The 26,400-nt window shown below is 63.2% G+C and carries 27 protein-coding genes; 10 read left to right on the forward strand and 17 right to left on the reverse strand.

The window, feature by feature from the left end:
- Positions 1–116: 116 nt before the first annotated feature.
- Entirely contained in the window at positions 117–1,058 is a 942-nt protein-coding gene (locus tag NKG95_RS17840) for a threonine/serine dehydratase (protein WP_353041706.1), read from the reverse strand.
- Positions 1,059–1,120: 62 nt separating this feature from the next.
- Here NKG95_RS17840 and NKG95_RS17845 point away from each other — a divergent pair, with 62 nt between their 5' ends.
- Entirely contained in the window at positions 1,121–1,423 is a 303-nt protein-coding gene (locus NKG95_RS17845; protein WP_023721088.1) for an ArsR/SmtB family transcription factor, read from the forward strand.
- A 16-nt stretch (positions 1,424–1,439) separates the two neighbouring features.
- Here the strand turns inward: NKG95_RS17845 and lysA are convergent, their stop codons facing one another.
- The 3 genes from lysA to argH all read right to left on the reverse strand — a co-directional run bounded on the left by lysA (position 1,440) and on the right by argH (position 4,402).
- A complete protein-coding gene (lysA, locus tag NKG95_RS17850; protein WP_353041708.1) occupies positions 1,440–2,708 on the reverse strand; it encodes a diaminopimelate decarboxylase in 1,269 nt (422 codons plus the stop codon).
- A gap of 16 nt (positions 2,709–2,724) precedes the next feature.
- Complete coding sequence (locus tag NKG95_RS17855; protein ID WP_023677931.1) at positions 2,725–2,931, reverse strand: hypothetical protein; 207 nt, start codon at positions 2,929–2,931, stop codon at positions 2,725–2,727.
- 70 nt (positions 2,932–3,001) lie between these two features.
- Entirely contained in the window at positions 3,002–4,402 is a 1,401-nt protein-coding gene (gene argH / locus NKG95_RS17860; RefSeq protein WP_353041710.1) for an argininosuccinate lyase, read from the reverse strand.
- A 35-nt stretch (positions 4,403–4,437) separates the two neighbouring features.
- Between argH and tlpA the strand changes: the two genes are divergently transcribed.
- Complete coding sequence (gene tlpA, locus NKG95_RS17865) at positions 4,438–5,121, forward strand: thiol:disulfide interchange protein TlpA (RefSeq protein WP_353041712.1); 684 nt, start codon at positions 4,438–4,440, stop codon at positions 5,119–5,121.
- Positions 5,122–5,123: 2 nt separating this feature from the next.
- Here tlpA and NKG95_RS17870 read toward each other — a convergent pair whose 3' ends face one another.
- Positions 5,124–7,556, reverse strand: coding sequence for a bifunctional diguanylate cyclase/phosphodiesterase (locus NKG95_RS17870; RefSeq protein WP_353041714.1), 2,433 nt, complete (start codon positions 7,554–7,556; stop codon positions 5,124–5,126).
- A 293-nt stretch (positions 7,557–7,849) separates the two neighbouring features.
- Between NKG95_RS17870 and ugpB the strand changes: the two genes are divergently transcribed.
- From ugpB to NKG95_RS17890, 4 genes are all read left to right on the forward strand, one after another.
- Positions 7,850–9,160, forward strand: a complete 1,311-nt coding sequence (ugpB, locus tag NKG95_RS17875; protein ID WP_352641359.1) for a sn-glycerol-3-phosphate ABC transporter substrate-binding protein UgpB — start codon at positions 7,850–7,852, stop codon at positions 9,158–9,160.
- A 185-nt stretch (positions 9,161–9,345) separates the two neighbouring features.
- Entirely contained in the window at positions 9,346–10,230 is an 885-nt protein-coding gene (ugpA, locus tag NKG95_RS17880; protein ID WP_352483564.1) for a sn-glycerol-3-phosphate ABC transporter permease UgpA, read from the forward strand.
- 8 nt (positions 10,231–10,238) lie between these two features.
- A complete protein-coding gene (gene ugpE, locus NKG95_RS17885; RefSeq protein WP_023721082.1) occupies positions 10,239–11,087 on the forward strand; it encodes a sn-glycerol-3-phosphate ABC transporter permease UgpE in 849 nt (282 codons plus the stop codon).
- A gap of 7 nt (positions 11,088–11,094) precedes the next feature.
- Positions 11,095–12,162 carry a sn-glycerol-3-phosphate import ATP-binding protein UgpC gene (locus NKG95_RS17890; protein ID WP_023721081.1) on the forward strand — a complete coding sequence of 356 codons (1,068 nt, stop codon included), beginning with the start codon at positions 11,095–11,097 and terminating at the stop codon, positions 12,160–12,162.
- Positions 12,163–12,184: 22 nt separating this feature from the next.
- Here NKG95_RS17890 and NKG95_RS17895 read toward each other — a convergent pair whose 3' ends face one another.
- The 3 genes from NKG95_RS17895 to NKG95_RS17905 all read right to left on the reverse strand — a co-directional run bounded on the left by NKG95_RS17895 (position 12,185) and on the right by NKG95_RS17905 (position 16,024).
- Positions 12,185–13,267, reverse strand: coding sequence for an ABC transporter ATP-binding protein (locus NKG95_RS17895; RefSeq protein ID WP_023721080.1), 1,083 nt, complete (start codon positions 13,265–13,267; stop codon positions 12,185–12,187).
- A complete protein-coding gene (locus tag NKG95_RS17900; protein WP_353041717.1) occupies positions 13,264–14,847 on the reverse strand; it encodes an ABC transporter permease in 1,584 nt (527 codons plus the stop codon). The genes NKG95_RS17895 and NKG95_RS17900 overlap by 4 nt, the downstream gene beginning before the upstream one ends.
- Positions 14,848–15,016: 169 nt before the next feature.
- Positions 15,017–16,024 (reverse strand): iron ABC transporter substrate-binding protein, encoded by a 1,008-nt coding sequence (locus NKG95_RS17905; RefSeq protein ID WP_352483525.1) that lies wholly within the window; start codon positions 16,022–16,024, stop codon positions 15,017–15,019.
- 202 nt (positions 16,025–16,226) lie between these two features.
- On the opposite strand from NKG95_RS17905, the gene NKG95_RS17910 reads away from it, so the two are divergent.
- Both NKG95_RS17910 and NKG95_RS17915 read left to right on the forward strand, forming a co-directional pair.
- Positions 16,227–16,769: a sigma-70 family RNA polymerase sigma factor gene (locus NKG95_RS17910; protein ID WP_352483526.1), complete on the forward strand. Its 543-nt coding sequence runs from the start codon at positions 16,227–16,229 to the stop codon at positions 16,767–16,769.
- Between the two features lies 1 nt (position 16,770).
- On the forward strand, positions 16,771–17,409 hold the full coding sequence (locus NKG95_RS17915; RefSeq protein ID WP_352847588.1) for an NrsF family protein: 639 nt from the start codon (positions 16,771–16,773) through the stop codon (positions 17,407–17,409).
- Positions 17,410–17,418: 9 nt separating this feature from the next.
- On the opposite strand, the gene NKG95_RS17920 is transcribed toward NKG95_RS17915, so the two are convergent.
- The 7 genes from NKG95_RS17920 to NKG95_RS17950 form a co-directional block, all read right to left on the reverse strand.
- Positions 17,419–18,297: a 3-hydroxybutyryl-CoA dehydrogenase gene (locus NKG95_RS17920; RefSeq protein WP_023721073.1), complete on the reverse strand. Its 879-nt coding sequence runs from the start codon at positions 18,295–18,297 to the stop codon at positions 17,419–17,421.
- 114 nt (positions 18,298–18,411) lie between these two features.
- Positions 18,412–19,341, reverse strand: a complete 930-nt coding sequence (locus tag NKG95_RS17925) for an electron transfer flavoprotein subunit alpha/FixB family protein (RefSeq protein ID WP_353041719.1) — start codon at positions 19,339–19,341, stop codon at positions 18,412–18,414.
- A 21-nt stretch (positions 19,342–19,362) separates the two neighbouring features.
- A complete protein-coding gene (locus tag NKG95_RS17930) occupies positions 19,363–20,112 on the reverse strand; it encodes an electron transfer flavoprotein subunit beta/FixA family protein (RefSeq protein WP_023677947.1) in 750 nt (249 codons plus the stop codon).
- 209 nt (positions 20,113–20,321) lie between these two features.
- Positions 20,322–21,125, reverse strand: a complete 804-nt coding sequence (locus NKG95_RS17935; protein WP_352641379.1) for a rhomboid family intramembrane serine protease — start codon at positions 21,123–21,125, stop codon at positions 20,322–20,324.
- A gap of 25 nt (positions 21,126–21,150) precedes the next feature.
- Positions 21,151–21,732 (reverse strand): cob(I)yrinic acid a,c-diamide adenosyltransferase, encoded by a 582-nt coding sequence (locus NKG95_RS17940; RefSeq protein ID WP_352847596.1) that lies wholly within the window; start codon positions 21,730–21,732, stop codon positions 21,151–21,153.
- 29 nt (positions 21,733–21,761) lie between these two features.
- Entirely contained in the window at positions 21,762–21,953 is a 192-nt protein-coding gene (locus tag NKG95_RS17945; RefSeq protein WP_023677950.1) for a twin transmembrane helix small protein, read from the reverse strand.
- 24 nt (positions 21,954–21,977) lie between these two features.
- Complete coding sequence (locus NKG95_RS17950) at positions 21,978–22,844, reverse strand: SDR family oxidoreductase (RefSeq protein ID WP_353041785.1); 867 nt, start codon at positions 22,842–22,844, stop codon at positions 21,978–21,980.
- Between the two features lie 57 nt (positions 22,845–22,901).
- Here NKG95_RS17950 and NKG95_RS17955 point away from each other — a divergent pair, with 57 nt between their 5' ends.
- Positions 22,902–23,756, forward strand: a complete 855-nt coding sequence (locus NKG95_RS17955) for a YihY/virulence factor BrkB family protein (protein WP_031194564.1) — start codon at positions 22,902–22,904, stop codon at positions 23,754–23,756.
- On the opposite strand, the gene NKG95_RS17960 is transcribed toward NKG95_RS17955, so the two are convergent.
- Complete coding sequence (locus NKG95_RS17960; protein ID WP_352483529.1) at positions 23,723–24,613, reverse strand: DMT family transporter; 891 nt, start codon at positions 24,611–24,613, stop codon at positions 23,723–23,725. The genes NKG95_RS17955 and NKG95_RS17960 overlap by 34 nt on opposite strands.
- A 145-nt stretch (positions 24,614–24,758) precedes the next feature.
- Positions 24,759–25,634 (reverse strand): tRNA glutamyl-Q(34) synthetase GluQRS, encoded by an 876-nt coding sequence (gene gluQRS / locus NKG95_RS17965; protein ID WP_023721066.1) that lies wholly within the window; start codon positions 25,632–25,634, stop codon positions 24,759–24,761.
- 122 nt (positions 25,635–25,756) lie between these two features.
- Here gluQRS and NKG95_RS17970 point away from each other — a divergent pair, with 122 nt between their 5' ends.
- Positions 25,757–26,398: a DNA-3-methyladenine glycosylase family protein gene (locus NKG95_RS17970; protein ID WP_353041722.1), complete on the forward strand. Its 642-nt coding sequence runs from the start codon at positions 25,757–25,759 to the stop codon at positions 26,396–26,398.
- Positions 26,399–26,400: the final 2 nt, after the last annotated feature.

Raw genomic sequence — 26,400 nt, forward strand, 5'->3', positions numbered from 1 at the left:
AATCTTAGCGCATACGTCGTGCATTCAGGCGGCTGCACGTCGCCCTAAGGATACCAACAAACACGGCGAAGGCGAGGCGGTTCCCCAAAACGTGAACAATAATGCCCCGGATATTGTCAAAATTTCGCTGGATTGGCGTTTGCGCCGCAGACCAGAACGGCAACGCGCTCGCCCACAGCCGGCCTGTAGCGGCCGGACAGGAGCGCCGCGAAGGCCGCCGCACCGCCCGGCTCGGAGATGATTCGCACCCGGTCCCACAGCGCCGCCTGGGCGGCGATAATGTCGTCGTCGCCGACGAGGATCGAGCGCTCGACGAACGCCTCGGCGATAGGAAACATCATTTCGCCGACACGCTTCGGCGCGAGCGAATCGGCGGCGATGCCCTCGGTTGGGGCATCGACAGGCCGGCCCGCCTCGAAAGCGCGGTGTAGCGTCGGCGCACCCTCCGGCTCGACGGCAATGATCCTGATGCGGCCGGAAAACCAAGCGGCGATGCCGCCGATCAAGCCGCCGCCGCCGACAGCGACCAGCAGCGTGTCGAGCTTCGGCAGGTCGGCCTCGATTTCGAGGCCGAGCGTACCTTGCCCGACCAGCGTCTCCTCCTGGTTGAAGGCGTGGATCTGCAGCGCGCCGGATTTTTCGGCGAAGCTCTCGCTGGCGCCCAGCGCCTCGGCATAACGGGCGCCGCCGACGATCAGCTCGGCGCCGTAGCCGCGGATGCGGTCCAGCTTGGCCGGCGGGCTCACTTCGGGAACAAAGATGGTCGCCTTATGGCCGAGCCGCATGGCGGCATAGGCGACCGCGGCGCCGTGGTTGCCGCCCGATGCGGCGACGACGCCAACTGCGGGAACCGGCCGTTCGAGGAGATTGGTGAACGCGCCACGCGCCTTGAACGAGCCGGAATGCTGCAGGCATTCGAGCTTCAGGTCGACAGGCAGAGGCGGGCGGCCGAAATCGGCCATGTCGACGCGCAGCACCGGCGTGTGGCGCACGAAGGGCCGGATGCGGGGTTCCATCGCCGCAATGCGCTCGCGGGTGATCGTGTGGCCATGCAGCATGCTTCACTCCCAGAGTTGACATTCAGAGTTGACATTACTTAGTAACTTGGCAAAGTGCCTAAATGCAAGAGGTCGACGTCTTCAAAGCGATTGCCAGCGAGCGCAGACTGCAGATCCTCGATTGGCTCAAGGACCCGCGCGCGCATTTTCCGCCGCAGGCGGACGGTGATCTGGTCGAGGACGGGGTCTGCGCGCTGCTGATCGCGGAAAAGCTGGGGATCACGCAGGCGACGCTCAGCGAGCATATGCGCGTACTCACCCAGGCAGGGCTTTTGCGCAGCAAGCGTATCAAGCAGTGGATATTCTATCGCCGGAACGAGGACAGGATCGCCGAGGCCAGGGTGCTCATTCAGCACCGGCTGTAGCGCTGCAAGGTATCTCTCAGGTCAACCAATCAGGCACCGAATCCAGCCCGATCAATTCGTCATAGGTCTGGCGCGGGCGCACGATGTGGAAGCGGTCGCCGTCGACCAGCACTTCCGGCACCAGCGGCCTGGTGTTGTAGGTGCCGGCCTGGACGGCGCCATAGGCGCCGGCGGTGGCGACAGCGATCAGGTCGCCGGCTTTCAGCCTGGGCAGGTCACGGTCGAGCCCGAGATAGTCGCCGGTCTCGCAGACCGGGCCGACGACGTCGACCCTCATGCGCGGTGCTGCGACCGGCTGCTGCACCACCGGCCTGATGTCGTGGAAGGCGTCGTAAAGGGTCGGCCGGATCAGATCGTTCATCGCGGCGTCGACGACGAGGAAGTTCTTGGCGTCGCCCTCTTTCACGAAGATGACCTCCGAGACCAGGATGCCGGCATTGCCGACGATCAGCCGGCCCGGCTCGAACATCACTTTCAGCCCGAGCTTGGCGACATGCTTCCTGACGATCTGGGCATAGGCTTCGGGCAAAGGCGGCGGGTTGTTGTCGACGCGGTAGGGAATGCCGAGGCCACCACCGACATCGATATGCTCAATGGCATGCCCGTCGGCGCGCAACGCGCCGACCAGTTCCACCAGCAGCGCGAAGGCGTCGTCGAAGGGCTGCAATTCGGTGATCTGGCTGCCGATATGGGTATCTATGCCGGTGATCTTGATGCCCGGCAACTCAGCCGCGCGGGCATAAACCTTCCGCGCCTGCTGCCAGGGAATGCCGAACTTGTTCTCGGCCTTCCCAGTCGAAATCTTCTTGTGCGTCATGGCGTCGACATCCGGGTTGATGCGCAGCGAGATCGGCGCGATCTTGCCCAGCGCGGTGGCGCGGGCCGACAGCAGCTCCAGCTCCGGTTCGGATTCGACGTTGAAACAGAGAATGCCGGCCGAGAGCGCAAAATCCATTTCGCGCGCGGTCTTGCCGACGCCTGAAAACAGGATCTTGCTTGCCGGAATGCCGGCGGCCAAAGCGCGGCGCAGTTCGCCTTCCGAGACCACGTCGGCGCCGGCGCCGAGCCTTGCCAGCACCTTCAACACAGCCTGGTTGGAATTCGCCTTCATGGCATAGCAGACGAGGGCGTCGAGCCCGGCAAAAGCTTCGGCAAAGACGCGAAAATGCCTGGTCAGCGTCGCCGTCGAATAGCAATAAAACGGCGTGCCGACACTGGCGGCGATATCTGATATTGCCACGTCCTCGGCATGCAGTACGCCGTCGCGGTAGTCGAAATGGTTCACGAGATCGGTCCGAAAATCAGAGCAGCGGGTCGAGGATGAATTTCTTGTCCTCGACAGGTTTTTCCGGCTCCGGCGGCAAAGGTTGCTTGGCCTTCTCGGCGTCCTTACGCGCCTGCACGGCTGCCGCGTAGGGCGTATCGAGCGCAGCCTTCCTGCCGCAGGCCGCAACGGTCGCCATCGCCGCTAGCAGCGTCAGCGTCACCAAAATCCTGCTTCCGGTCATCGCGTCATCCGTCCGAAACTGTTGCCCGCAGCGCTTCTATCCGAGTTTTGCGGCCATTGCACCCCGCGTCTTACGCCTTGGCGAGCCGCTTTTTCCAGTAGCGGATCTGCTTGCGCACCTCGGACGGCGCGGTGCCGCCGAAGCTTGTGCGGCTCCTTACAGAATTCTGCACGGCCAGAACCGAAAACACGTCGGCGCTGATACCGGGGTGAATGGACTGCAAATCCTGCAGCGAAAGCCTCTCGAGCCCGACCTTCTTGTCCTCGGCCAGCGCCACCGCCCGGCCAGTGATATGGTGCGCCTCGCGGAACGGCAGGCCGAGCGTGCGTACCAGCCAGTCGGCGAGGTCGGTCGCAGTCGAATAGCCGGCGCCCGCCGCCTTTTTCATCGCGGCAGTGTTCACCGTCATGTCGCGCATCATGCCGGTCATCGCCGCCAGCATCAGGTCGAGCGTCTCTGCCGCGTCGAAGACGGATTCCTTGTCTTCCTGCATGTCCTTGCCATAGGTCAGCGGCATGCCCTTCATTACCGTCAGCAGGCCGACCAGATGGCCGGTGACACGGCCTGTCTTGCCGCGCACCAGTTCGGCGGCGTCGGGGTTCTTCTTCTGCGGCATGATCGACGAACCCGTCGAGAAGCTATCCGACAGCCTGACGAAACCGAATTGCGGCGTCGACCAGATGATGATCTCTTCGGCCAGCCGCGACAGATGTGTCGCACAGATCGCCGCCAGCCCCAAGAATTCCAGCGCGAAATCGCGGTCCGAAACGCTGTCGAGCGAATTGCGCATCGGTTCGCGAAAACCAAGCGCCGTTGCCGTCTGGTGCCGGTCGATCGGAAAGCTGGTGCCGGCGAGGGCGGCCGCACCGAGCGGGCTTTCGTCCATCCGCTCGATCGCGTCGCGGACGCGCGACAGGTCGCGCGCAAACATCTCGACATAGGCCATGCAGTGGTGGCCGAAGGTCACCGGCTGCGCCGCTTGCATGTGGGTGAAGCCCGGCATCACCGTTGCCGCATGCTCCTCGGCCCGGGCGAGGAACGCCGTGATCAGGCCTTTCAGCGCCTCGGCGACACGAAAGCACTCGTCCTTGACCCAGAGCCTGAGGTCGACCGCCACCTGGTCGTTGCGCGAGCGGGCAGTGTGCAGGCGGCCGGCGGCAGGGCCGATCAAATCGGCGAGGCGGGCCTCGACATTCATGTGGATGTCTTCCAGCCTGGTCGAGAACTCGAATGTGCCGGCCTCGATCTCTGCCAGGATCGTGTTCAGCCCGTGACTGATTTTTTCTTGATCGGCCGCCGAAATAATGCCCGTTTGCGCCAGCATCTCGCTATGGGCGATCGAGCCGCGAATGTCCTGGGCATAGAGTTTGCGGTCGAACGAGATCGACGCGTTGATCGCTTCCATGATTGCGGCCGGACTCGAGGCAAAACGTCCGCCCCACATCTGGTTGCTGGCCTTCTTATCGCTCATCGCTATAACCCGTGCTCCGGAGCAGTTGTTGAAAAATGGCAGACGGCAATAGATTTTTCCCGGCTTTGCGTCTCATCCTCGCCGCTTTGGTTGCGGGCGTGCTGGCCGGCGCGGTCGCGGTATATGTCAGGGAAAGCGGTTCTGGCAATAACGCGCCCGCGCAAGTGGCCGCCGGCGGCGGCAATGACGACGTCGCCTGCGCCGCCAAGACCGACCATGCCAAGAAGATCGCCGCGGCCGCTACCGGTCAAGTCGCCGCGCTTTTGCCGGCGGATCCGCCGCAATCGCTGAAAAGCCTCGCCTTCAACGGCCCCGACGGCAAGCCGACGACGATCGCCGATCATGCCGGCAAGACGGTGCTGCTCAATCTGTGGGCAACATGGTGCGCACCTTGCCGCGCCGAAATGCCGGCGCTCGATGCACTGCAGAAGGAGATGGGCAGCGACGCGTTTCAGGTTGTCGCAGTCAACGTCGATGTCGGCGACGATACCAAGCCGAAGAAGTTCCTCGAGGACACCGGCGTCAAGGCGCTCGGCTATTATCGCGATGCCACCATGGCGCTGTTCAACGAGGTCAAGACGCGCGGCCTGGCACTCGGTCTGCCGGTCACCATGCTGATCGATGGGCAAGGCTGCCTGATCGCCCATATGAACGGCCCGGCCGAATGGTCGGGGCCGGATGCCAAGCGTCTGGTCGAGGCGGCGCTTCAGCCGGGATAGGCTCAGACCGTGCGCAGGCGCGGCTTGAGCACGGCGATGCTTGCGCCGCGTCGGCTGGCGGTGCGGACTGCCGGAGCTGTGACGCCCGTCAACTCGCCGAATGTCTCGATCGGAGCCGGTTTGCCGAGGTAATAGCCTTGCCCGATCTCGCAAGCCTCGGCGTCAAGGAACTGCAATTCGCCCGGCGTCTCGATGCCCTCCGCCAGGACCGGCAGGCCGAGACCGCGTCCAAGCCCCAGCACGGCGCGGACGATGGCCGCGAACTGGCCGTTCTTGTCGACCGATTTGATGAACGACCCGTCGATCTTGATCTTGTCGAAGGGAAAGGCGCTAAGGTTGGACAGCGAAGAATAGCCGGTGCCAAAATCGTCCATCGCCACATGCACGCCAAGCGCCTTGACCTGCCTCAAGGTTGCCAATGCGCGGGGCATGTCCTTCACCAGGGCCGTTTCGGTGATCTCCAGTTCGAGCCTGCCGGGTGCGAGGCCGGATCTCGACAGTGCGTCGTGCACCTTGCGGCTGAAGTTCGGATTGTGAAGCTGCACGGCGGAGACGTTGACGGCGACCATCAGCGGATTTGTCCAGCGAACAGCATCGTTACAAGCCGTCGTCAGCACCCAGTCGCCGATCTGCGCGATGGCGCCGCTATCCTCGGCCACGGGGATGAAAACGGCCGGGGAAATGTCGCCCCGCTCCGGATGCTGCCAACGGACCAGGGCTTCGAAGCCGATCATCTTGCCGCTGCGGATTTCCTTCTGCGGCTGGTAGACGAGGTGGAACTCCTTGCGGGCGATCGCCTGGCGCAATTCATGCTCCATCACGCGCTTGTCGCGGGCCGCGGTGCCCATGGCCACCTCGAAAAACCGGTAAGTGTCCCTGCCCTCGGTCTTGGCGCGATGGAGTGCCGTGTCGGCATGGCCGATCAGGCCGGCCTGATCTTCGGCATCCAGCGGAAAGAAGGCGATGCCGATGCTGGCCGAAACAAGGCCGGAGCCGACTGAAACCCTGTTTTCCTCGCGGATCGCCGCCAGCAAGTCCTCGGCTATGCGGCCTGCGGCCAGGGGGTCGGGGAGGTTCGGAGCTAAGACGGCAAACTCGTCGCCGCCGAGACGCGCGAGCATCTGTCCGTGGCGCGGAATGCCAGAAATGCAGTGCGCCAGCTTCTGCAGCATGGCGTCACCGGCGCTGTGGCCGTAGAGGTCGTTGACTTGCTTGAATCGGTCGAGGTCAAGCAGCAGGAGCGCCAGATATCCATCCTTGCTGCCACGCTCCATCGATGCGATTTCTGCTTCGAGCCGGGAAGAAAAGCTCCGCCGATTGGCAAGCCCGGTAAGTGGATCGAAATGCGCGAGACGGAGGATCTCTTCTTCCGCCTTCTTGCGCTCACGGATGTCGCGAACGGCAAGCACCGTATGAGGCCTGCCGCAGTAGGCGATCTTCCTGGCGATCAGCTCGACAGGAATTCTCGTGCCGTCGCTGCCCCTCAATTTCGTTTCTTGTGCCTGTTCGCCGAAGCCGGATACATCGGCTGCGCTCTGTCCATCGAACAGCTCGCCGAGTTGCATCGTGTTCAGGGTGGCTGTCGCCGTGCCCGTCAGTTTCGCCATGCTGTCATTGGCGCTGACTATGCGTGTGCCATCGCAAACGATCAGCCCTTCGACCGCGGCATTGGCGAGATCGTGCATGCGATCGGCCTCGAGCCTCTGCCGGCGAAAGCGCAGGTCGATCCACAGCGCGGCGCCTGACAGCACAAGGATTACCAGGCTGGCGACCGCTGCGGCAAAGGCCTGGGAAATGGGCTCGATGGAATGTTCGGATATTTCAATCGAGGAATCCGGAATGATCGACACCGCGCCCATCGCGATGAAATGCAAGCTGCAAATCGCCAGCGTCAAAAGCGCGGCGCCACCAAGTGTTGCGAGCGCGGACGGGCGGCGCAAGACGACAAGGAGCGCCATTGCCGCGAGCGTCCCGCCGGCCAGAAGCGATATCGCGACAAGGAGCAGGTTCCATACGATCCGGCCCTCGACCTCGAACGCCGCCATGCCGATGTAGTGCATCGTCGCGATGGCACCACCGAGAATGGCACCGCCGACGAGGAAATGGTCGATGCCGCGGCGCAAGGTGGCAACCCACATCCCAAGCGCGGTCAGGATGACGGCGGCGGCAAGCGAAAAGGCGGATAATCCCGGATTATATGCGTTTGGTATTCCCGGCGTAAACGCAGTCATGGCGATGAAATGCGTCGCCCATATGCCGAACCCGGTCGAAGTTGCGGCGATCATTAGCCAGACAAGCCGGTTTCGGTTGGTCGATCGGCCGACGTGCTTAAGGAGATTTACTGCAGAGAAGCAAGAAATGCCGCAGACGAGGGCGGCAAGTGCGACCAGTCTCAGGTCGTGCTGACTTACAATACAATTATAGACCGTCAGCATCCTGGGTTCACTCGGTCTGCCAAATAACAGGGGAGGTGTGACTGATTAGCTCTTGGAGATTTTAACGAATGGTTAACCCGCGGGCCATGAGGCGGGCCTTTTCGGGGGAAAACCGATGCGCTCCGCCGAGAAGGCGGTGATGTAGTTCCTGGCGACGCTTTCGGTAGCGAGCGCACTTTAGCCGGAAGCGATGTTCATGGACCCGCAACAAAACCGTTGTCCGATTGTCATCAGCGCCACATATTGGCTTTGCGAGAGTGCCCCTTTCGCCAATGACAAACGGGAGATGAAACATGAAGTTCTTCGGCTTCGCGGCCGGTGTTGCCGCCACCTTGACCCTGCTTTCCACCACCTCCGCCTTCGCCGTCACGCAGATCAGCTGGTGGCACGCCATGACCGGCGCCAACGCCGAGGTCGTCGCCAAGATCTCCAAGGATTTCAACGCCAGCCAGAGCGACTATGAGCTCGTTCCGGTGTTCAAGGGCACCTATCCGGAGACGCTGAATGCCGGCATCGCCGCTTTCCGCGCCGGCCAGGCGCCCGATATCCTCCAGGTGTTCGACGTCGGCACCGGCGTGATGATGGCGGCCGAGGGTGCGATCAAGCCGGCGGCCGATGTGCTGACCAGTGCCGGGATGACCTTTGACAAGAGCCAGTATCTGCCCGGCATCGTCGGCTATTATTCGAAGCCGGACGGCACCATGCTGTCGTTCCCTTACAACTCCTCGTCGCCGATCCTCTACTACAACAAGGACATTTTCCAGAAGGCAGGCCTCGACGTGAACAGCCCGCCCAAGACCTGGAACGAGGTGTGGGAAGCTGCCAGGAAGATCAAGACGAGCGGCGCCGCCCCTTGCGGCTATACCTCGACCTGGCTGACCTGGATCCATCTGGAGAATTTCGCGGCGTGGAATGACGTGCCTTGGGCCACTCAGCAGAACGGCCTGGCCGGCGGCGATGTCGAACTCAAGATCAATGCGCCAATTTTCGTCAACCACTTCCAGGCGCTCGCGGACCTGGCCAAGGACGGCACGTTCAAGTATGGCGGTCGCACCTCCGAAGCCAAGCAGATATTCCTCGCTGGCGAATGCGGCATCTTCACCGAATCGTCGGGCGGCCTCGGCGATATCGTCAAGTCCGGCATGAACTATGGCATCGGCCAGCTTCCTTACGATAGCGACGCCAAGGGCGCACCACAGAACACCACGCCGGGCGGTGCCAGCCTGTGGGTGTTCGGCAACAAGTCGGACGAGGAATATAAGGGTGTTGCCGCCTTCTTTGCCTATCTGTCCAAGACCGATGTGCAGAAATATCTGCACCAGAAGTCGGGATACCTGCCTGTGACGCTCGCCGCGTATGAGGCGACCAAGAAATCAGGCTTCTATGACAAAAACCCCGGCCGCGAGACACCCATCCTGCAGATGACGGGCAAGGCGCCGACCGACAACTCGAAGGGCGTGCGCCTGCCGAATCTGCCGCAGGTGCGTGATATCCAGAATGAGGAGTTGGAGAAGATGCTGGCCGGCCAGCAAACCGCTCAGCAGGCGCTCGACAATGCGGTCACACGCGGCAACGCCGCGATCAAGGAAGCGCTGGAGAACTGACGAGATTATCTCGGTTAAAGCGCGTCGCGTTTGAATGGCCACATGCGACGCGCTTTAAGCTCTTGTTCTTATGCATGTCGTTATCCCAAAACCGCTGCGCACTTTTGGGCGACATGCGTTAGTCGGTTGAAATATCGCCCACGCGAGCTCGCGTTGGCGACACCTGGATAGCGAGGGAAATCAGCCTGTCTCCACGCGTCGTATTTCCCAACAAGATCCTGCCGTACCTGCTGGTGGCGCCACAACTCGCCATCACCCTGGTTTTCTTCTACTGGCCGGCCGGTCAGGCGCTTTACCAGTCGATGCTCAGGCAAGACCCGTTCGGGCTGAAGAGCAGGTTCGTCTGGTTTGCCAATTTCCGGAAGGTGCTGGCCGATCCGGCCTACCTCAACTCGATCAAGGTCACGGTGGTGTTCTCGCTTGCGACCGCGATCGTTGCCATGGTTGTGGCCCTGCTGCTCGCGGTCATGGCCGAGAAGGCCGTGCGCGGCAAAGGCCTCTACCGCACACTGTTGATATGGCCTTATGCCGTCGCGCCGGCGATTGCCGGCATGCTGTGGCTTTTCTTGTTCAATCCTTCGATCGGCTCGTTGGCCTATTTGCTGAGAAGCCTCGGCATCGCATGGGACCCGCTGCTCAACGGCACCCACGCCATGATCCTGCTGGTGTCGGCGGCTGCCTGGAAGCAGATCAGCTACAATTTCCTGTTCTTCGTCGCCGGCCTGCAGGCGGTGCCGAAAACGCTGATCGAGGCGGCGGCCATGGATGGCGCCGGCGAGACCAAGCGCTTCTGGACCATCGTCTTCCCGCTGCTTGCGCCGACAACCTTTTTCCTGCTGGTCGTCAACACCGTCTATGCCCTGTTCGACACGTTCGGCATCGTTCATGCCGTCACCGGCGGCGGCCCGGGCAAGACGACCGAGACGCTGGTCTACAAGGTCTACAATGACGGCTTCGTCAATCTGATCCTGGGTGACTCGGCGGCGCAGTCGGTCATCCTGATGGCCATCGTCATCGCGCTCACAGCCATCCAGTTCCGCTATGTGGAACGCAAAGTCCATTACGGCTGAGGGCAGCGATGATCGGCCAATCCCCGCTCCGCACCGTCATCGCCCATGCCGTGCTTATCCTTGGCATATTGATCGTGGTTTTTCCGATCTACTACACCTTCGTTGCCTCGACGCACACGCTGCAAACGATCCTCAGGCCGCCGCTGCCGCTGTTGCCCGGCGACCAGCTATGGAACAATTACAGCGAGGCGCTGTTCGGCGGCATCGGTCGTATCGGCGGTATCAGCGTCGGCAGACTGCTCCTCAACACCACGATCATGGCGCTCGGCGTCGCGGTGGGAAAGATCTTTATCTCGATCCTGTCGGCCTACGCGATCGTGTTCTTCCGCTTTCCGCTGCGCATGACCTTCTTCTGGCTGATCTTCATCACCTTGATGCTTCCGGTCGAGGTGCGCATTCTGCCGACCTACAAGGTGATGGTCGATCTCGGCATGATCGACACCTATGCCGGCCTGATTATCCCGCTGATCGCCTCGGCCACCGCAACGCTGCTGTTTCGCCAGTTCTTCATGACCATCCCGGGCGAACTGGTCGAGGCGGCGCGTGTCGACGGTGCCGGTCCATGGCGCTTCTTTTTCGATATTCTGGTACCGCTGTCGCGGACAAACATCGCCGCGCTGTTCGTGATCCTCTTCATCTACGGCTGGACGCAGTATCTTTGGCCGCTGCTCGTCACCAACAGCAACGACATGAACACCATCGTCATCGCGCTGCGAAAGATGGTTTCCTTCGCCGATGCCGACACCCAATGGCACCTGGTCATGGTCACCGCGATGCTGGCCATCGTGCCGCCGATCCTGGTCGTGGTGCTGATGCAACGCTGGTTCGTGCGCGGCCTGGTCGAATCCGAAAAGTGAGAAGCCGATGGCGACCGTCGATCTGAAGGATGTCAAGAAGATCTATCCCGGCGGCGTCGAGGCCGTGAAGGGCGTTTCCATCGCCATTCCCGACAAGGAGCTTTGCGTGCTGGTCGGCCCCTCCGGCTGCGGCAAGTCCACGCTGCTGAGGATGATCGCCGGGCTCGAGACGATTTCGGCCGGTACAGTCGCCATCGACGGCAAGGTGGTCAACGCCATTGGCCCGACCGAGCGCGACATCGCCATGGTGTTCCAGAACTATGCGCTCTACCCGCATATGAAGGTCTACGACAACATGGCCTATGGCCTGCGCAACCGCGGCACGCCGAAGGACGAGATAGACAGCAGGGTACGCTCGACTGCCAAGGTGCTGGAGCTTTCGGGGCTGCTCGACCGGCGCCCGCGCGAGCTTTCCGGCGGTCAGCGCCAGCGTGTCGCCATGGGCCGCGCCATCGTGCGCAACCCGAAGGTCTTCCTGTTCGACGAACCGCTGTCCAACCTCGATGCGAAATTGCGCGGGCAGATGCGCGTCGAGATCAAGAATTTGCAGCGCTCGCTTGGCGTCACCTCGGTCTATGTCACCCACGACCAACTTGAGGCGATGACGCTGGCCGACATCCTTGTCGTCATGAACGCCGGCCTGGTCGAGCAGATCGGCGCGCCGCTCGACGTGTACGAGAAGCCGGCCTCGACCTTCGTTGCTTCGTTCATAGGCGCACCGCCGATGAATCTGCTGGCGCTCACAGGGGCCTCTCCAGGCTCGGTATTGGCGGACGGGATGGTGATTGGCTCGGCGCCTGGACAAAGCAAGGCGGTGACACTCGGCTTTCGTCCGGAGGATGCCGATATCACCTTCGCGGCAGAGGCGCCGGCCGGCGCGCTCGCGTTGCCGGCGACAGTGGAAGCAGTCGAGCCGGTCGGTGCCGAAAGCTTTCTCCACTGCGCGGCAGCCGGCAGCCGTATCGTCGTGCGCGTCTCAGGCCGCGCCAGCGCCAAGCCAGGCGACCAATTGCGCGTCGTGGCCAGGTCTGAAAAGCTGCACTGGTTCGATCAGGCCGGTAAACGGGTCGATTGAGGTCGGCCTTGCGCAAAACCGTTCAGGCAAACACATGCGCCTTGCCCGACACGGTCAGCCGGACGATCTCGCCGATCGCCGGCGCGTCCATGCCCGGCTTGCGCAGGATCAACGGCGTGTTGCCGATGGCGGCAGCATCGGGCGGATCGGGGCTGTTCAAGAGACGCACCGCGATCGTGCACATCGAGCCGGCGAATTCGGATTCCGTCACCTCGCCGAACAGCATGTCCGGCGTGCCGGACATGCCTTCACGCGATGTCCGTTTCAGCAGCACCTGCTCCGGCCGTAGCATGATGCGCGCGACGTCGCGCCGCTCCGTGCTGTCGACGGCAATGCGGCCGAGCGGCGAGGTGGCAACGCCATCGGCGATCCTGGCCGGCAGGACGATGGCGTCACCGAGGAACTCGGCGATCATCCGGTCCTTCGGCTTGAAATAGAGCTCGCGCGGCGTGCCGACCTGCGAGAATTTGCCGTCGCGCATCACCGCGACCTGGCTGGCGAATGACAGCGCCTCGGCCTGATCATGGGTGACCAGGATGGTGGTGATGCCGGCCGTTTCGAGGAGCTCGGCCACGGCCTTGCGCATTGAGGCGCGCAAGCCGGTGTCGAGCGCCGAGAACGGCTCGTCGAGCAGCATCAGCCGCGGCTTCATGGCCATGGCGCGGGCGAGCGCGACGCGCTGCTGCTGGCCGCCGGAGAGTTCGTGCGGGCGGCGCTTCAGGATCCCTTTGTCCAGCCCGACGACATAGGCGAGCTCGGCGATGCGCTCGCTCCGCTTTTCCTCGTGACGGCCCATGCCGAACCCGATATTGGCGGCGATGCTCAGATGCGGGAACAGAGCGCCGTCCTGCGCCACCAGCCCGATGCCGCGGCGATGCGCCGGCACGGCCGTGTCGCCATCGGCCAGCACCTCGCCATCGAGCACGATGCGGCCCTGGTCGGGCGCCTCGAAGCCGGCGATCAGCCGCAGCAAGGTGGTCTTGCCACAACCGGATGGCCCGACGATCGCCGTACGGCTGCCGCTGGCCACGCTGAGGTCGACGCCGGCAAGTGCTGCAACGGGGCCGTAGTGCTTGTGGATGCCGCTCAGCTCGAGAAAGCTCATCGCCCGGCCATCCGCTTCGACTGGACGTAGAGCAGCCAGGTCAAAGGCAGCGACATCGCCACCATGATCAAGGCATAAGGCGCCGCCGACGCATAGTCGATCTCGCCGCTATAGGACCAGAACGCCATGGCCAGCGTGCGGGTGCCGTTGGGCGCCAGCATCTGGGTTGCGGTCAACTCGTTCATGATGCCGAGCGCGACCAATGCCATGCCGGCCGCGGCACCCGGCGCCGACAGGCGGATGGTCGTCGACCACAGCGCCTTGAGCGGCGACCGGCCGAGGCTGGAGGCGGCGCGTTCGAGCTCGACCGGCGCCTGTGCGATCGACGCCCTGAGGCTAATCAGAGCGCGCGGCAGGAACATCAGCGCATAGGCGACCAGGATGGTGAACAGGGTCTGGTAGAGCGGCATGGCGATACGCACGGCGATGGTGACCAGCGCCAGGGCGATGACAACCCCGGGCAACGCGCCGACGATATAGTTGCAGCCCTCCAGGACGCGTTGCAGCCTTCCCGGCGCGCGGATCGAAATCCACGCCATCGGCATTGCCGCGACGGTGGCGAGCAGCGCGCCTGCAATCGCCAGGAACAGTGTCTGACCAAGCGCCAGGCCGATCTCGTAGAGCCGCCAGACATCGGCGCCGCCGGCCATGAGCCAGCGACCGATAGTGACGAACGGCACCCCGAGCGCCAGCAGCGTGGTAACAGCGGGCAGCAGCAGGCAAGGAATGGTGGCGCGCCCAAGGCTCGTGCGCTGCTGGTGGCGCGCAGCACCCGAGCCGACGCGGGCATAGCGCTCCTCGCCGCGCACCAGCACCTCCAGCCCGAGCAGCACGAAGCAGCAGGTCACCAGCACGCCGGCCAGCATGTTGGCGGCGGGACCGTTGAAGGTCGACTGAAACTGGTCGACGATCGCGGTGGTGAATGTATCGAAGCGGATGAACACGTAGAGCCCGTATTCGGCCAGGAGATGCAGGCCCACCAGCAGGGAGCCACCGCAAATGGCGAGCCGGAGCTGCGGCAGCACGACACGCCTGAACACGCGCCACGGGCCGAGACCAAGGGCTGCCGCTGCATCTTCGAGAGCGGGATCGAGCCGGCGCAATGCCGCCGCCACCGGCAGATAAAGGAAGGGGAAATAGGCGATGACGGACACAAGCACGCCGGCCCACAGGCCGTGCAGTCTGGGCACCATGGTGATCCAGGCGTAACTGTGGACGAAGGCGGGAATGGCGAGCGGCGCCACCGACAGCCAGGCCCATAAGCGGGCACCCGGCAGATCGCTGCGCTCCGTCAGCCAAGCCAGCGCCACCGACAGCACGATCGAGATCGGCACCGCCAGCACCACCAGCAGGCTGGTGTTGACCAGAAGCTCGCCGACGCGCGGCCTGAACACCAGCGCCGCCACCGTTTCCCAGCCGGTCTGCACCGCCACCCAGACGATGAAGGCAAGCGGCAGCAGCGCGAAAAGCGAGACAAAGACGGCAGCCAACGCAATCCATGAGACCGACCAACGACGTGCCCGCACGGCCGTGGTGTCGGCCGGCAAGCCTGAAGGTGCGAGATCGATCGCAGACTGCATCAGATCAGACGTTGCGCCGGGTCCGCCCGGAGGCGGAAACGATCGGCGGCCGACAATGTGGCGAGCAGCTTGTGGTCATGGGCAAATGCCATTTTGAAAACAGAGCGCTCCCGCGGAAAGCGAATTCCCACAGGAGCGCAGTCGGTTGCCCTTTTAGGACGAACGCCGGCTAAAGCAAGCCGGCCGCCGTCATCAGGTCGGTCACCTTTTTCGAGTTCAGCGCCGTCGGGTCGACTTTCGGCGCCTGCAGATCGGCCAGCGGCACCAGCTTCGGATTGGACTCGGCGCCCTTGCCGACTGCGTATTCGAACGAATCGCCGGTTTTCAGCACGTCCTGGCCGCCCTTGCCGGTGACCCATTTCAGGAAAGCCTGGGCTTCCTTCGGGTGCTTGCTCGAGGCCAGCACACCGCCGCCGGAAACCGAGACGAAAGCGCCGGGGTCCTCGTGCTTGAAATAGTGCAACTCGACATTCTTGCTGTTCTCGCCGGTCTTGGCCTGATCGCCGTAGTAGTAGTAGTGATAGATCACGCCGCCTTCGACCTCGCCGGCATTGACCGCCTTCATCACCGTGCTGTTGCCCTTGTAGGCGGTAAAATTCTCTTTCATCGCCTTCAGCCAGTCGGCCGTGGCAGTCTCACCCTTGAGCTGCAGCAAGGCGCTGACGATCGCCTGGAAATCGGCGCCGGAGGGCGAAGCGGCCCAACGGCCCTTCCAGCTCGGATCGGCGAGATCGAGCAGCGATTTGGGCAGCTGGTCGGCGGTCAGCTTGGTCTTGTTGTAGGCAAAGACGGTGCTGCGCGCGGCAACGCCGACCCATTTGCCGCTCGCCGGCTGGTACTCCTGCGGAACCTGGGCCAGCGTCTCGGCGTTGACCGGCGCGAACAGGCCGGCTGTCTCGACCAGCACCATGGCCGGTGAGTTTTCCGTCAGGAACACATCAGCTGGCGAAGAGGACCCCTCAGCAACGATCTGATTGGAGAAATCGCTGTCGCCGCCGTTCCGGACGGTGACCTTGATGCCGGTTTCCTTGGTGAATCCTTCCGCCCAGGCCTTGGTCAGGTTTTCGTGCTGGGCGTTGTAGACGACGATGCCCTCGTCCTCGGCTAACGCCGGGCCGGCGATCAGGCTGATTGCAAGTGCTGTCGCACCGGCAAGGGCGGAAAGAGCATATTTCATGGCATCGTCCTCGATTTCGATGGTCTTTGGCTTGGTATGCTGCACCTATCAATACATGACTAGCGCAGTCAACATTGCTGGCCCGCTCAATCGCTCAAAAGGAGCAAACTTTCGTGATGCCCAGCTAATTTGCCTTGGACATTATTTCGCCGGCCACGTAACAAACCAGCGCCGAGACGCGAATATCGGGGAGTGAACTCTTGTGAGCGGCAAGGACGAAGCCGAGCTTTCCCGGCTGCTGCGGGCCGCAATCGCCGGAGACGAAAGGGCCTATGCCGACTTTCTGCACCGGATCGCCGCCCTCGTTCGTGGCTTTGCCCGGCGCAAGATCGTGCAGGGCGGGGTCGATCCCGAGGACGTCGTGCAGGAAACCTTGCTGGCCATTCATGTGAAACGACATACCTGGCGCCATGATGCGCCGGTGCTGCCTTGGGTTTATGCAATAGCCCGCTTCAAGCTGATCGATGCGTTCCGGCGGCGCGGCCGGCGGATCGAGATCGAGATCGACGAAATCGCCGAGACCTTTGCCGAGCCGGAATCGGAGACGATCAGCGAGCGCGACGTCAACCGGGCACTCGACTGCCTGTCGCCGGCGCAGCGTTCGGTCGTCTCGGCCGTGTCGGTCGAAGGCCGTTCGATCGGCGAGACGGCGGCGAAATTCGGCATCAGCGAGACGGCTGTGCGGGTGTCACTACACCGCGGGCTTGCCGCCATTGCCAAACGGTTCGGGGCGGGGCGGGAATAGCATGAGGACCGAAGATCTTATCAAGGCGCTCGATGCCGATGTCCGCAGCAAGGCGCTGCCGCTGGGCGCCGCCTGGTTGCTTGCAACCGGCGCGGCCATCGTGATCGCGGCCGCGGTTTTCTGGCTGACGATCGGCCCACGTCCCGACATCGCATTTGCCATGCACACGATGCGGTTCCTGTCCAAATTCGTCTTCACGATTGCTCTAGCCGTCAGCGCCTTTGCCCTCGTCCGCGCGCTGTCGACGCCCGGTGCATCGACAGGGCGGGCGGCGAGCTGGATGATCGCCGCGCCGCTGCTGGTGATTATGGCCGTGATTCTCGAACTCCTCGTCGTGCCTGCGTCCGACTGGGGCACGCGCCTGGTCGGCACGAACATGGTCATCTGCCTGACCTTCATTCCGTTGATCGGCATCGGCCCGCTTGCCGTCTTTCTCGCGGTGCTGCGCCATGGCGCGCCAACAAGGCCGGTGCTTGCCGGTGCGACCGCGGGCCTGCTTGCCGGCGGGCTGGCGGCGACCTTCTATGCAGCGCATTGCTTCGACGATTCGCCGCTTTTCGTCGGCACCTGGTATACGATCGCGATCGCCGGCCTTGCCGCGCTCGGGGCGGTCGGCGGACGGCTTTTCGTGCGCTGGTAGCGGTGGCGATCAGCGCGTCGGAACGGGATGCTCGCCGCGATAGTCGTAGAAGCCGCGCCCGGTCTTGCGGCCGAGCCAACCGGCCTCGACATATTTGACCAGCAGCGGGCAGGGGCGGTATTTCGAATCCGACAGGCCGTCATGCAGCACCTGCATGATCGACAAGCAGGTATCCAGCCCGATGAAGTCGGCAAGCTGCAGCGGCCCCATCGGATGGTTGGCGCCGAGCTTCATGGCGGTATCGATGGCGTCGACCGAGCCGACACCTTCATAGAGCGTGTAGATCGCCTCGTTGATCATCGGCAGCAGGATGCGGTTGACGATGAAGGCCGGGAAATCCTCCGAGACGGTGATCGTCTTGTCGAGCTGCTTCACATAGGTTTTTGCTGCCTCGAAGGTCTGGTCCTCGGTGGCGATGCCGCGCACCAGCTCGACCAGCTTCATCACCGGAACCGGGTTCATGAAATGTATGCCGATGAAGCGTTCCGGGCGGTCGGTCTGCGAAGCCAGCCGGGTGATCGAGATCGACGAGGTGTTCGTCGCCAGGATGGCCTCGGGGTTGAGCTGCGGGCAGAGCTGAGCATAGATCTTGCGTTTGACTGTCTCGTCTTCGGTCGCCGCTTCGATCACCAGATCGGCGCCCGCAAGGTCGGCCATGGCCGGCGCCGCGGAAATGCGCGCCATCGCCTCGTTGCGCAGCTTTTCCTCAAGTTTGCCGGAGCCGACCTGACGGGCCATGTTGCCGCTGACCGTAGCAATGCCCTTTTCGATGCGGTCGGGCGAAATGTCGTAAACCAGCACCTTGTAGCCCGCCAGCGCCGATACATGGGCGATGCCGCCACCCATCTGGCCCGCGCCGATGATGCCGATCGTCTCGATCTTGCTCATTACCCGATCCCGTCAAGGCCTTTGCGGCCTGCTTTTTGTGCAGTGCAAACTAAAAGGGCGGGGCGACTTCGTCTACCCCACCCCGCAGAATTTAATACGCTTTGGCAGAGGGCGTCAAAGCGCCTTTTGCAGTTCCGGCAGAATGACGAAGAGGTCGCCGACGAGGCCGTAGTCGGCGACCTGGAAGATCGGCGCTTCCTCGTCCTTGTTGATGGCGACGATGACCTTTGAATCCTTCATGCCGGCAAGGTGCTGGATGGCGCCGGAGATGCCGACGGCAATATAGAGATCGGGCGCCACCACCTTGCCGGTCTGGCCGACCTGCCAGTCGTTCGGCGCATAGCCGGCATCGACCGCGGCGCGGGAGGCACCAACCGCCGCACCGAGCTTGTCTGCGACCGGCAGGATAACCTCCTGGAACTTCTCGGAGGAGCCCAGCGCACGGCCGCCCGAAATGATGATCCTGGCCGAGGTCAGCTCCGGGCGGTCGGTCTCGGAGAGCTTGTTCTCGACGAAGCTCGACAGGCCGGGATTGGCTGCCGCCTGAACCGTCTCGACCGGCGCGGAACCGCCCTCGGGTGCTGCCTGAAAGGAAGCAGTGCGCACGGTGATGACCTTCTTGGCGTCGCTCGACTGCACGGTCTGGATGGCGTTGCCGGCATAGATCGGCCGCTTGAAGGTGTCGGGCGACACGACTTCGATGATTTCCGATATCTGGGCGACATCGAGCAGGGCCGCGACCCGCGGCGAGACGTTCTTGCCCGACGAGGTCGCCGGCGCAATGATCGTGTCGTATGGCTCAGCAAGCGAAATGACGAGCGCCGTCAGCGGTTCGGCGAGACGCTCGGTCAGTTCGTCGGCGTCGGCGAGCAGCACCTTGGTGACGCCCTTGAGCTTGGCGGCGGCGTCCGCTGCCGGCTTGGCGCCCTTGCCGGCAACCAGCACATGCACGTCCGAACCGATCTGCAGCGCCGCCGAAAGCGCCTTGGCAGTCTGGTCGGAAAGCGCCGCGTTGTCGTGTTCGGCAATCAGAAGAATTGTCATTTTTGTTGTCCCTTCCTGGCCTTACAGCACGCCGGCTTCGTTTTTCAGCTTGTCCACCAGTTCGGCGACGCTCTTGACCTTGACGCCCGCCTTGCGGCCGCCCGGCTCCTCGGTCTTGATCACTTTCAGCCGCGGCTTGACGTCGGCGCCGTAGTCGGCAGGGCTCTTCTCGTCGAGCGGCTTCTTCTTGGCCTTCATGATGTTCGGCAGCGACGCATAGCGTGGCTGGTTCAGCCGCAAATCGGCCGTGACGATTGCCGGCATCTTCAGTTCCAGCGTCTGCAGGCCGCCATCGACCTCGCGCGTCACCGTGGCCTTGTCACCGTCGAGCACGATCTTGGAGGCGAAGGTGCCCTGCGCCCAGCCGAGAAGTGCGGCCAGCATCTGGCCGGTCTGGTTGGAATCGTCGTCGATCGCCTGCTTGCCGAGAATGACCAGGCCGGGCTGTTCTGCCTCTACGACCCCCTTCAGCACCTTGGCGACGCCCAGCGGCTCAGTCTGCTCGTCGGTCTTGACCAGGATGGCGCGGTCGGCTCCCATGGCGAGCGCCGTGCGCAAGGTCTCCTGTGCCTGCTGCGGCCCGATCGACACGACGATGATCTCTTCGGCCTTGCCAGCTTCCTTCAGCCGGATCGCCTCTTCCACCGCGATCTCGTCGAACGGGTTCATCGCCATTTTGACGTTGGCGAGTTCCACCGCCGAACCGTCCGCCTTCACCCGGACCTTGACGTTCGCATCCACAACCCGCTTCACGGGCACAAGGATCTTCATTTGCCTGTCACCTCTTTCACGATAGTCTCTTCACGCTCGTCGGGCGCGCTATAGCAGCGTGCACCTCTTCAGAGTTGTCGAAAGCCGACATTCCGGACGGAATTCTGGTCTTCGCCACGCCAGTAGGGTGGCGCTTCCGTAGTTGCGGCGACCCCGCCCGTCAATATCCCGGGTGCACGCGGATCCTCGGCGAAAGCACTCAAATCGGTTCAGTCCGGACCGGAAACGCTTCCCCGGCCCCAGCGCGGCGCCGGCTGCGCAGGTTGTGGGTCGCTTGGCGCCGGCTCCACGGCTACGGGCACCGGACCGGCGACCACGGCCGGCTCCTCGTCTGCGCCGGCGAGTAGCGGCACGCCGCGGCTGCGCAAGACAAGCACCAGCACGGCTCCGGCGATGATGCCGCCGATGTGGCAGGCCCAGGAGACCTGGTCCTCGCCACCCTGGGCAAACATGAAGATCTGGAACAGGATCCACAGGATGAGCGGGATGAAGGCCGGGATGCGCAACGGGATGCGGGCGAAGACCAGCACCCATACCTTCACACGCGGATAAAGGATCAGATAGGCGGCGACGACGCCGGCGATGGCGCCCGACGCGCCGATCAGCGGCACTTCCGAATCCCAGGCCACCAAGCCCTGGAAGAAAGCGCCGGCAATGGCGCAAAGCAGGTAGAAGACGAGATAGCGGACATGGCCGAGCGCATCCTCGACATTGTCGCCGAACACCCACAGGAACAGCATGTTGCCGCCGAGGTGGAAGATATCCGCGTGCAGGAAGGAATAGGTCAGATAGCTCAGGCTCTCCGGAATGACGACAAATTGCGGAGCGAGCTCGACGCTGTCATGCACAACCGACGGGATGAAGCCGAGGCCCAATACCGCGGCGTTGGCGAAGTCCTCGCCGCCAAGTGTTGTTACAAAATAGATCAACACATTGAGCGCGATCAGGCTGATCGTCACATATTGCAGCTTGATGTGCCGCAGCCGGTTGGTGTCGTAGAGCGGAATGAACATCGGGCCTCTCCCGCTTCCGGCGGATTCAGCGGTTCTTGCCGGGAATCCATAGCACGTCGGCATTTCCATTGTCATTGACCGCGCGTGCGGCGACGAACAGAAAGTCCGAGACCCGGTTGATGTATCTTATCGCCTCGCGATTGACGTGCTCGTCTGGATCTTGCGACAGCGCCACCATGATGCGCTCGGCGCGGCGGGCCACCGTGCGGGCGAGGTGAAGGGCGGCGGCGGCCGGCGTACCGCCGTTGAGTACGAAGGATTTTAGCGGCTCAAGGTCCTTGTTGAGGAGGTCGATGTCCTGTTCGATGCGCTCGGTCTGCGAGGCGATGATGCGCAGCGGCTCGTAGTCGAGCGGCTTGCCATTATCGGGGACTGCCAGATCGGCGCCGAGATCGAAAAGATCGTTCTGGATGCGGCCGAGCATCGCATCGATCGCCGGATTTACCGCCGCTGTATGGATGCGAGCCATGCCGATGCAGGCATTTGCCTCGTCAACCGTGCCGTAGGCGTCAATGCGAAGGTCGGATTTCAGCCGCCTCTCACCAGAGCCGAGGCCGGTGGTGCCATCGTCGCCGGTGCGCGTGTAGATCTTGTTGAGCTTGACCACGGGTTACCTCCCGGCTGGTGGCCGGTGCGTCACTTACGGGTGAAATACACCGCCAGCATGATCAGCACCAAGGCCACGAACTGCAACAGCACGCGCGTCTGCATCAGCTTGTTGGAGGTCATGCTGGAGCCGCCGCGCATCATGTTGATGAGGCCGCGGATCAGCACGATCACCACGGCGACCATAACGAGAACGGCGAGGATGTTGAAGACGGTTGCCATGGTGTGTTCCAGGTTGGATTGCGTTCAGGCGCGTTTGGCGAGCAGACGATAGAGTACCGAAGACGGCAGGATGCGTTTAAGGATCGCGCCGATCCTGGCCGGCACAGTTACCACATAATGCGGGCGCGGGCGCCGCGACAGAAGCGCATGGCGCAAGGCGGCATAAACCACCTCCGGCCCGGGCTTCAGCCGCGATGTGCTGCCGCCGGCCCGCAGCCGTTTGAGTTGCACAGCATAGGCGAGGCGATGGACTGAGTTCTCGTGATCGATGTTCGCAAGGAACCAGGGGAGGCTGTTGCTGGCGATCTTCGATTTCACCGCCCCCGGCTCGATCAGCGAAACATGGATGCCGCTGCCGAGGAGTTCTTGATAAAGGGACAGCATCAGCCCCTCGACGGCGTGCTTCGATGCCGAGTAAGCGCCACGGAAAGGCAGCGGCGCGAGGCCGAGGATCGATGAGCAATGAACGAGACGACCATGGCCCTGGCGGCGCATCACCGGTACGACACGGCGAGTGAGATCGTGCCAGCCAAAGACATTGGCCTCGAACTGCTGCCGCAAAGCTTCGACCGGCAGGTCCTCGACGGCACCGGGCTGCCCGTAGGCGCCGTTGTTGAAAAGGGCATCGAGCCGGCCGCCGGTCCGCTCCAGCACCGACGCCACCAGCGCCTCGATCGATCCGGGCTCGGTGTAGTCCAGATAAAAGGCCTCGATGCCGTCGGCCTCGAGCGTAGCGATATCTTCCGGCTTTCGGGCCGTTGCGAACACCCGCCAGCCTTCCTTCTTAAGAGCATGGGCGCAATAGGCGCCTATTCCGGAAGAGGCACCGGTGACAATGATGGTGCGCAACTCTTCTTCGGGAGGAATGGTGGTTTGACCGAGGGTTGTCATTTGCCGCAAACCCTTCCCATATTCGCGGCGTCGGGACAATCGAAGGGAACGCGGTTCTTGTTGCGGAAGATCGTAGCCCTCAAACGCGTGCTCTACGACGCGCTCGGCCATTTCAACACCGACGACGGCTGGGCAATGGCCAGCCATCTGGCGATCACCGCGCTGATGGCGCTTTTTCCTTTCCTGATCTTCGCCACGACGCTGGCGAGTTTTTTCGGCGCGCAGGCTTTCGCCGACACCGCCGTGCACCTTGTGTTCGACACATGGCCCGAGCAGATCGCCAAACCGATCGCGCGCGAAGTGCTCAACGTGCTTACCGTCAGGCGCAGCGACCTGTTGACCTACGGTATCGTGCTTGCCGGATACTTCGCCTCGAACGGCATCGAGGCGCTGCGCACCTCGCTCAACCGTGCCTATCGTGTCTCAGAAACGCGCGGCATCATCTACCGGCGGGTGCAGAGCATCATCTTCGTGCTGATCGCGACGGCCGGGTTTTTGGCGATCAGCGTGCTGCTGGTCTTTGCGCCATTGCTGGCGCGGCTGGCCGAATCTCATCTTGAATGGATAAAACCCTATATGGGCACGATCACCCTCTGGCGTTACGTCATCGCCTCGGTCGTCATCATCGGCGGCCTGTTCGCCGTGCATTTCTGGTTGCCGGCCGGCAAGCGCCGGTTCGTTTCGATCGTGCCTGGCATTATCTTCACGCTGGTCGGCTGGCTCATCGGGTCGACCATCTTCGCCGCCTATCTCGACCATTTCTCGTCCTATGTGACGACCTATGCCGGCCTCGCCTCGATCATGATCGCCGTTGTCTTCCTCTACATCGTCTCGGCGATCTTCATCCTCGGCGGCGAGCTCAACGCCGCGATCAGCCGCTATTTGGAGGCGCGCGCCCGCGTCGGTGGCTGAGCCGTCGCCAGCCCGACGCCGAGCGTCGCGATCGCCATGCCGGCGATCTGGAGCGGGCTCAATTGCTCGCCGAACAATGCCCAGGCGATGACCGCGGTGACGGCCGGCACGAGGTAAAACAGCGAGGCGACCTTCGACATCTCGCCGTCGCGGATCATTACCATCAACAGGAAGATGGCACCGATCGACAGCACCAGCACGAGCCAGGCCGTGGCGAAGATCAGTTCGCCGTTGACGATCACCGTTCGGGTCTCGAAGGCGAGCGAGGCCAGAGCCATCACCGATGCGCCGCCGACATATTGCCAGAACGTGGCAGCCACCAGATCGCCGCCGGAGGCGAAACGCTTCTGCCAGATCGTGCCGGCGCTCATGCCGAGTACGGAGACCAGCGAGGCGCCCAATGTTTCGGCGGTCACGCCGCCGCCGAGCGCGCCGAGCTTCGGCCAGAGCACGATTACCACGCCGATCAACCCGAGGCCGAGACCGGCCCAGTGACGCGGCAGGATGGCCTCGCCCAGAAGCCGGCCGGCGAGCACTGCCGTGATCAGCGGCTGCAGGCCGACGATCAGGGCTGAAAGCCCTGCGGGCATGCCCCGGTGGATGGCCCAGAACACGCCGCCGAGATAGACCCCATGCATCAGGATGCCGGCGCCGGCCGCGTGCAGCGCCTCGTCGCGGGTGGCGCGGCTCGAACCAAGCGCGGCCATCAACGCGACAAGCAGGATTGCGGCCAGGACAAAGCGCGCAGCCAGGAAAGTAAAAGGCTCCGCCCACGGCATGGCATAGCGCGCGCCGATGAAGCCGGTCGCCCACAGGACGACGAAAGAGGCGGGGATGAACCGCTTGAGGCTGTGCATTTTCCGGAGGCCGCGGTGAATTCGGGTGAGGGATCGACTGCGGCGATTGCTTAATGCCGTTCGGGCCGGCAAGCAAAACCAAACGGTTGATCCATAGAGTCATTTCAATTGAAGGAGCGCCGTTGATGGCCGGCGGCTCACCGGTCTAAAGACCGACCAGCCGCCTGACATCGTCGGGCGAGGCGCCCGCCTTACACTGGGCGGCAAGGCCGGTATCGCCAAGACTCTTCGACAGTTTTCGTCCATCCGGGCCGAGGATCAGGCGATGGTGGAAATAGGCCGGCTGCGGCAGGCCAAGCAGTTGCTGAAGCAGCCGCTGCACGCTGGTCGCGGAATAAAGGTCCTGGCCGCGCACGACATGGCTGACGCCCTGCAGCGCGTCGTCCAAGGTGACGGCGAGATGATAGCTGGTCGGGATTTCGCGGCGCGCCACGATCACGTCGCCCCAATCCTGCGGTCGGGCCTCGACATGACGCGTCCCAGAGAGCGTCTCGTCCGTGTATTCGGCCCATGTCAGGTCCCTGCCGACCCGCGCCATTGCCGCATCGACGTCTAGCCGCCAGGCAAATGGTGCACCTTCGACGATGCGCCGCTTACGCTCGCTGGCCGGCAGCGCCTTGTCGGCGGCGGGATAGAGGGGCACGCCGTCCGGGTCGCGCGGCCAGTCGCGACCGCGCTTTTCGCTGTCGGCGATGAAGGCGCGGATCTCACTTCTGCTCATGAAGGCTGGATAGACAAGCTCCTCTTCGATCAGACGCTCGAGCATAGCCTGATATTCGGCAAAATGCTCGGACTGGCGGCGCACCGGTTCCTCCCAGCCAAGCCCCAACCATTTCAGGTCGCGAAAAATGCCCGCCTCGAATTCCGGCGTGCAGCGTGTCGTGTCGATGTCCTCGATGCGCAGCAGCAGGCGTCCGCCCGCCGCCTTGGCCATTTTCTGGTTGAGCAGCGCCGAATAGGCGTGGCCGAGATGCAATTCGCCATTCGGGCTCGGCGCGAAGCGGAATGTCAGTAGTGTCATTGTCCGGCGGCAATCGGGTTGTGCGGCAGTTTCGCCAATTGCTACTTTGCGCCGGCAGCGTCGCGCGTCCAGAGGGGCGCGCAACGGAGCGTGCGGCACTTTTGATTTTGGAACAAGCAGACATGCAACGCATCGCCAGTCTCGACGACATTGTAGAAGGCCTGGACGCGCTGTGCCTGCTAGATCCGCGCCTGGACAAGGTGCGCGGCATGGCCGGCGAGGTGCCGCTCAGGCTGTCGGAGCCGGGCTTCAGGAGCCTTGCCTCGATCGTCGTTTCGCAACAAGTGTCCCGCGCGAGCGCCGATGCCATCTTCGGCCGGCTGACGAAACTGCTCGATCCGCTGACGCCGCAGGCGATACTAGCCGCCGATGAGGCGGTCTTCCGCGAGGTCGGGCTGTCGCGGCCCAAGCAGCGCGGCCTGATTGCCGTCGCCCAGGCGGTGGCCGACGGGCTCGACCTCGATCACCTCTGCCAGCTCGATGCGACGGAGGCGATCGCAGCCATGACCAAGGTGCCAGGCATCGGCCCGTGGACGGCTGAAGTCTACCTTTTGTTTGCCGCCGGACACCCAGATATCTTTCCGGCGCGCGACGTTGCTTTGCAGAGCGCGGTCGGCCATGCGCTCGGCATCGACCCGCGTCCGCCGGAGAAAATGCTGATCCAGCTTGCCGAATCATGGAGCCCGTGGCGCGGTGTCGCATCGCGGCTTTTCTGGGCTTATTATCGCGAATTGAAGGGCAGGGATGCCGCGCCTCCGGCCTGAAT

The organism is Mesorhizobium sp. M1423, assembly GCF_040317575.1.
GTDB lineage: Bacteria > Pseudomonadota > Alphaproteobacteria > Rhizobiales > Rhizobiaceae > Mesorhizobium.

Excerpts from the sequence above, each read along its gene's own strand:
- tlpA (WP_353041712.1), top strand. The coding sequence starts at position 4,438 with ATGGCAGACGGCAATAGATTTTTCCCGGCTTTGCGTCTCATCCTCGCC.
- NKG95_RS17960 (WP_352483529.1), bottom strand. The coding sequence starts at position 24,613 with ATGCACAGCCTCAAGCGGTTCATCCCCGCCTCTTTCGTCGTCCTGTGG.
- ugpB (WP_352641359.1), top strand. The coding sequence starts at position 7,850 with ATGAAGTTCTTCGGCTTCGCGGCCGGTGTTGCCGCCACCTTGACCCTG.
- NKG95_RS17950 (WP_353041785.1), bottom strand. The coding sequence starts at position 22,844 with ATGACAACCCTCGGTCAAACCACCATTCCTCCCGAAGAAGAGTTGCGC.
- NKG95_RS17925 (WP_353041719.1), bottom strand. The coding sequence starts at position 19,341 with ATGACAATTCTTCTGATTGCCGAACACGACAACGCGGCGCTTTCCGAC.
- ugpE (WP_023721082.1), top strand. The coding sequence starts at position 10,239 with ATGATCGGCCAATCCCCGCTCCGCACCGTCATCGCCCATGCCGTGCTT.
- NKG95_RS17915 (WP_352847588.1), top strand. The coding sequence starts at position 16,771 with ATGAGGACCGAAGATCTTATCAAGGCGCTCGATGCCGATGTCCGCAGC.
- NKG95_RS17970 (WP_353041722.1), top strand. The coding sequence starts at position 25,757 with ATGCAACGCATCGCCAGTCTCGACGACATTGTAGAAGGCCTGGACGCG.
- NKG95_RS17900 (WP_353041717.1), bottom strand. The coding sequence starts at position 14,847 with ATGCAGTCTGCGATCGATCTCGCACCTTCAGGCTTGCCGGCCGACACC.
- NKG95_RS17870 (WP_353041714.1), bottom strand. The coding sequence starts at position 7,556 with ATGCTGACGGTCTATAATTGTATTGTAAGTCAGCACGACCTGAGACTG.
- NKG95_RS17855 (WP_023677931.1), bottom strand. The coding sequence starts at position 2,931 with ATGACCGGAAGCAGGATTTTGGTGACGCTGACGCTGCTAGCGGCGATG.
- NKG95_RS17905 (WP_352483525.1), bottom strand. The coding sequence starts at position 16,024 with ATGAAATATGCTCTTTCCGCCCTTGCCGGTGCGACAGCACTTGCAATC.
- NKG95_RS17840 (WP_353041706.1), bottom strand. The coding sequence starts at position 1,058 with ATGCTGCATGGCCACACGATCACCCGCGAGCGCATTGCGGCGATGGAA.
- NKG95_RS17920 (WP_023721073.1), bottom strand. The coding sequence starts at position 18,297 with ATGAGCAAGATCGAGACGATCGGCATCATCGGCGCGGGCCAGATGGGT.
- NKG95_RS17890 (WP_023721081.1), top strand. The coding sequence starts at position 11,095 with ATGGCGACCGTCGATCTGAAGGATGTCAAGAAGATCTATCCCGGCGGC.
- NKG95_RS17930 (WP_023677947.1), bottom strand. The coding sequence starts at position 20,112 with ATGAAGATCCTTGTGCCCGTGAAGCGGGTTGTGGATGCGAACGTCAAG.
- NKG95_RS17845 (WP_023721088.1), top strand. The coding sequence starts at position 1,121 with ATGCAAGAGGTCGACGTCTTCAAAGCGATTGCCAGCGAGCGCAGACTG.
- NKG95_RS17945 (WP_023677950.1), bottom strand. The coding sequence starts at position 21,953 with ATGGCAACCGTCTTCAACATCCTCGCCGTTCTCGTTATGGTCGCCGTG.
- NKG95_RS17895 (WP_023721080.1), bottom strand. The coding sequence starts at position 13,267 with ATGAGCTTTCTCGAGCTGAGCGGCATCCACAAGCACTACGGCCCCGTT.
- argH (WP_353041710.1), bottom strand. The coding sequence starts at position 4,402 with ATGAGCGATAAGAAGGCCAGCAACCAGATGTGGGGCGGACGTTTTGCC.
- gluQRS (WP_023721066.1), bottom strand. The coding sequence starts at position 25,634 with ATGACACTACTGACATTCCGCTTCGCGCCGAGCCCGAATGGCGAATTG.
- NKG95_RS17935 (WP_352641379.1), bottom strand. The coding sequence starts at position 21,125 with ATGTTCATTCCGCTCTACGACACCAACCGGCTGCGGCACATCAAGCTG.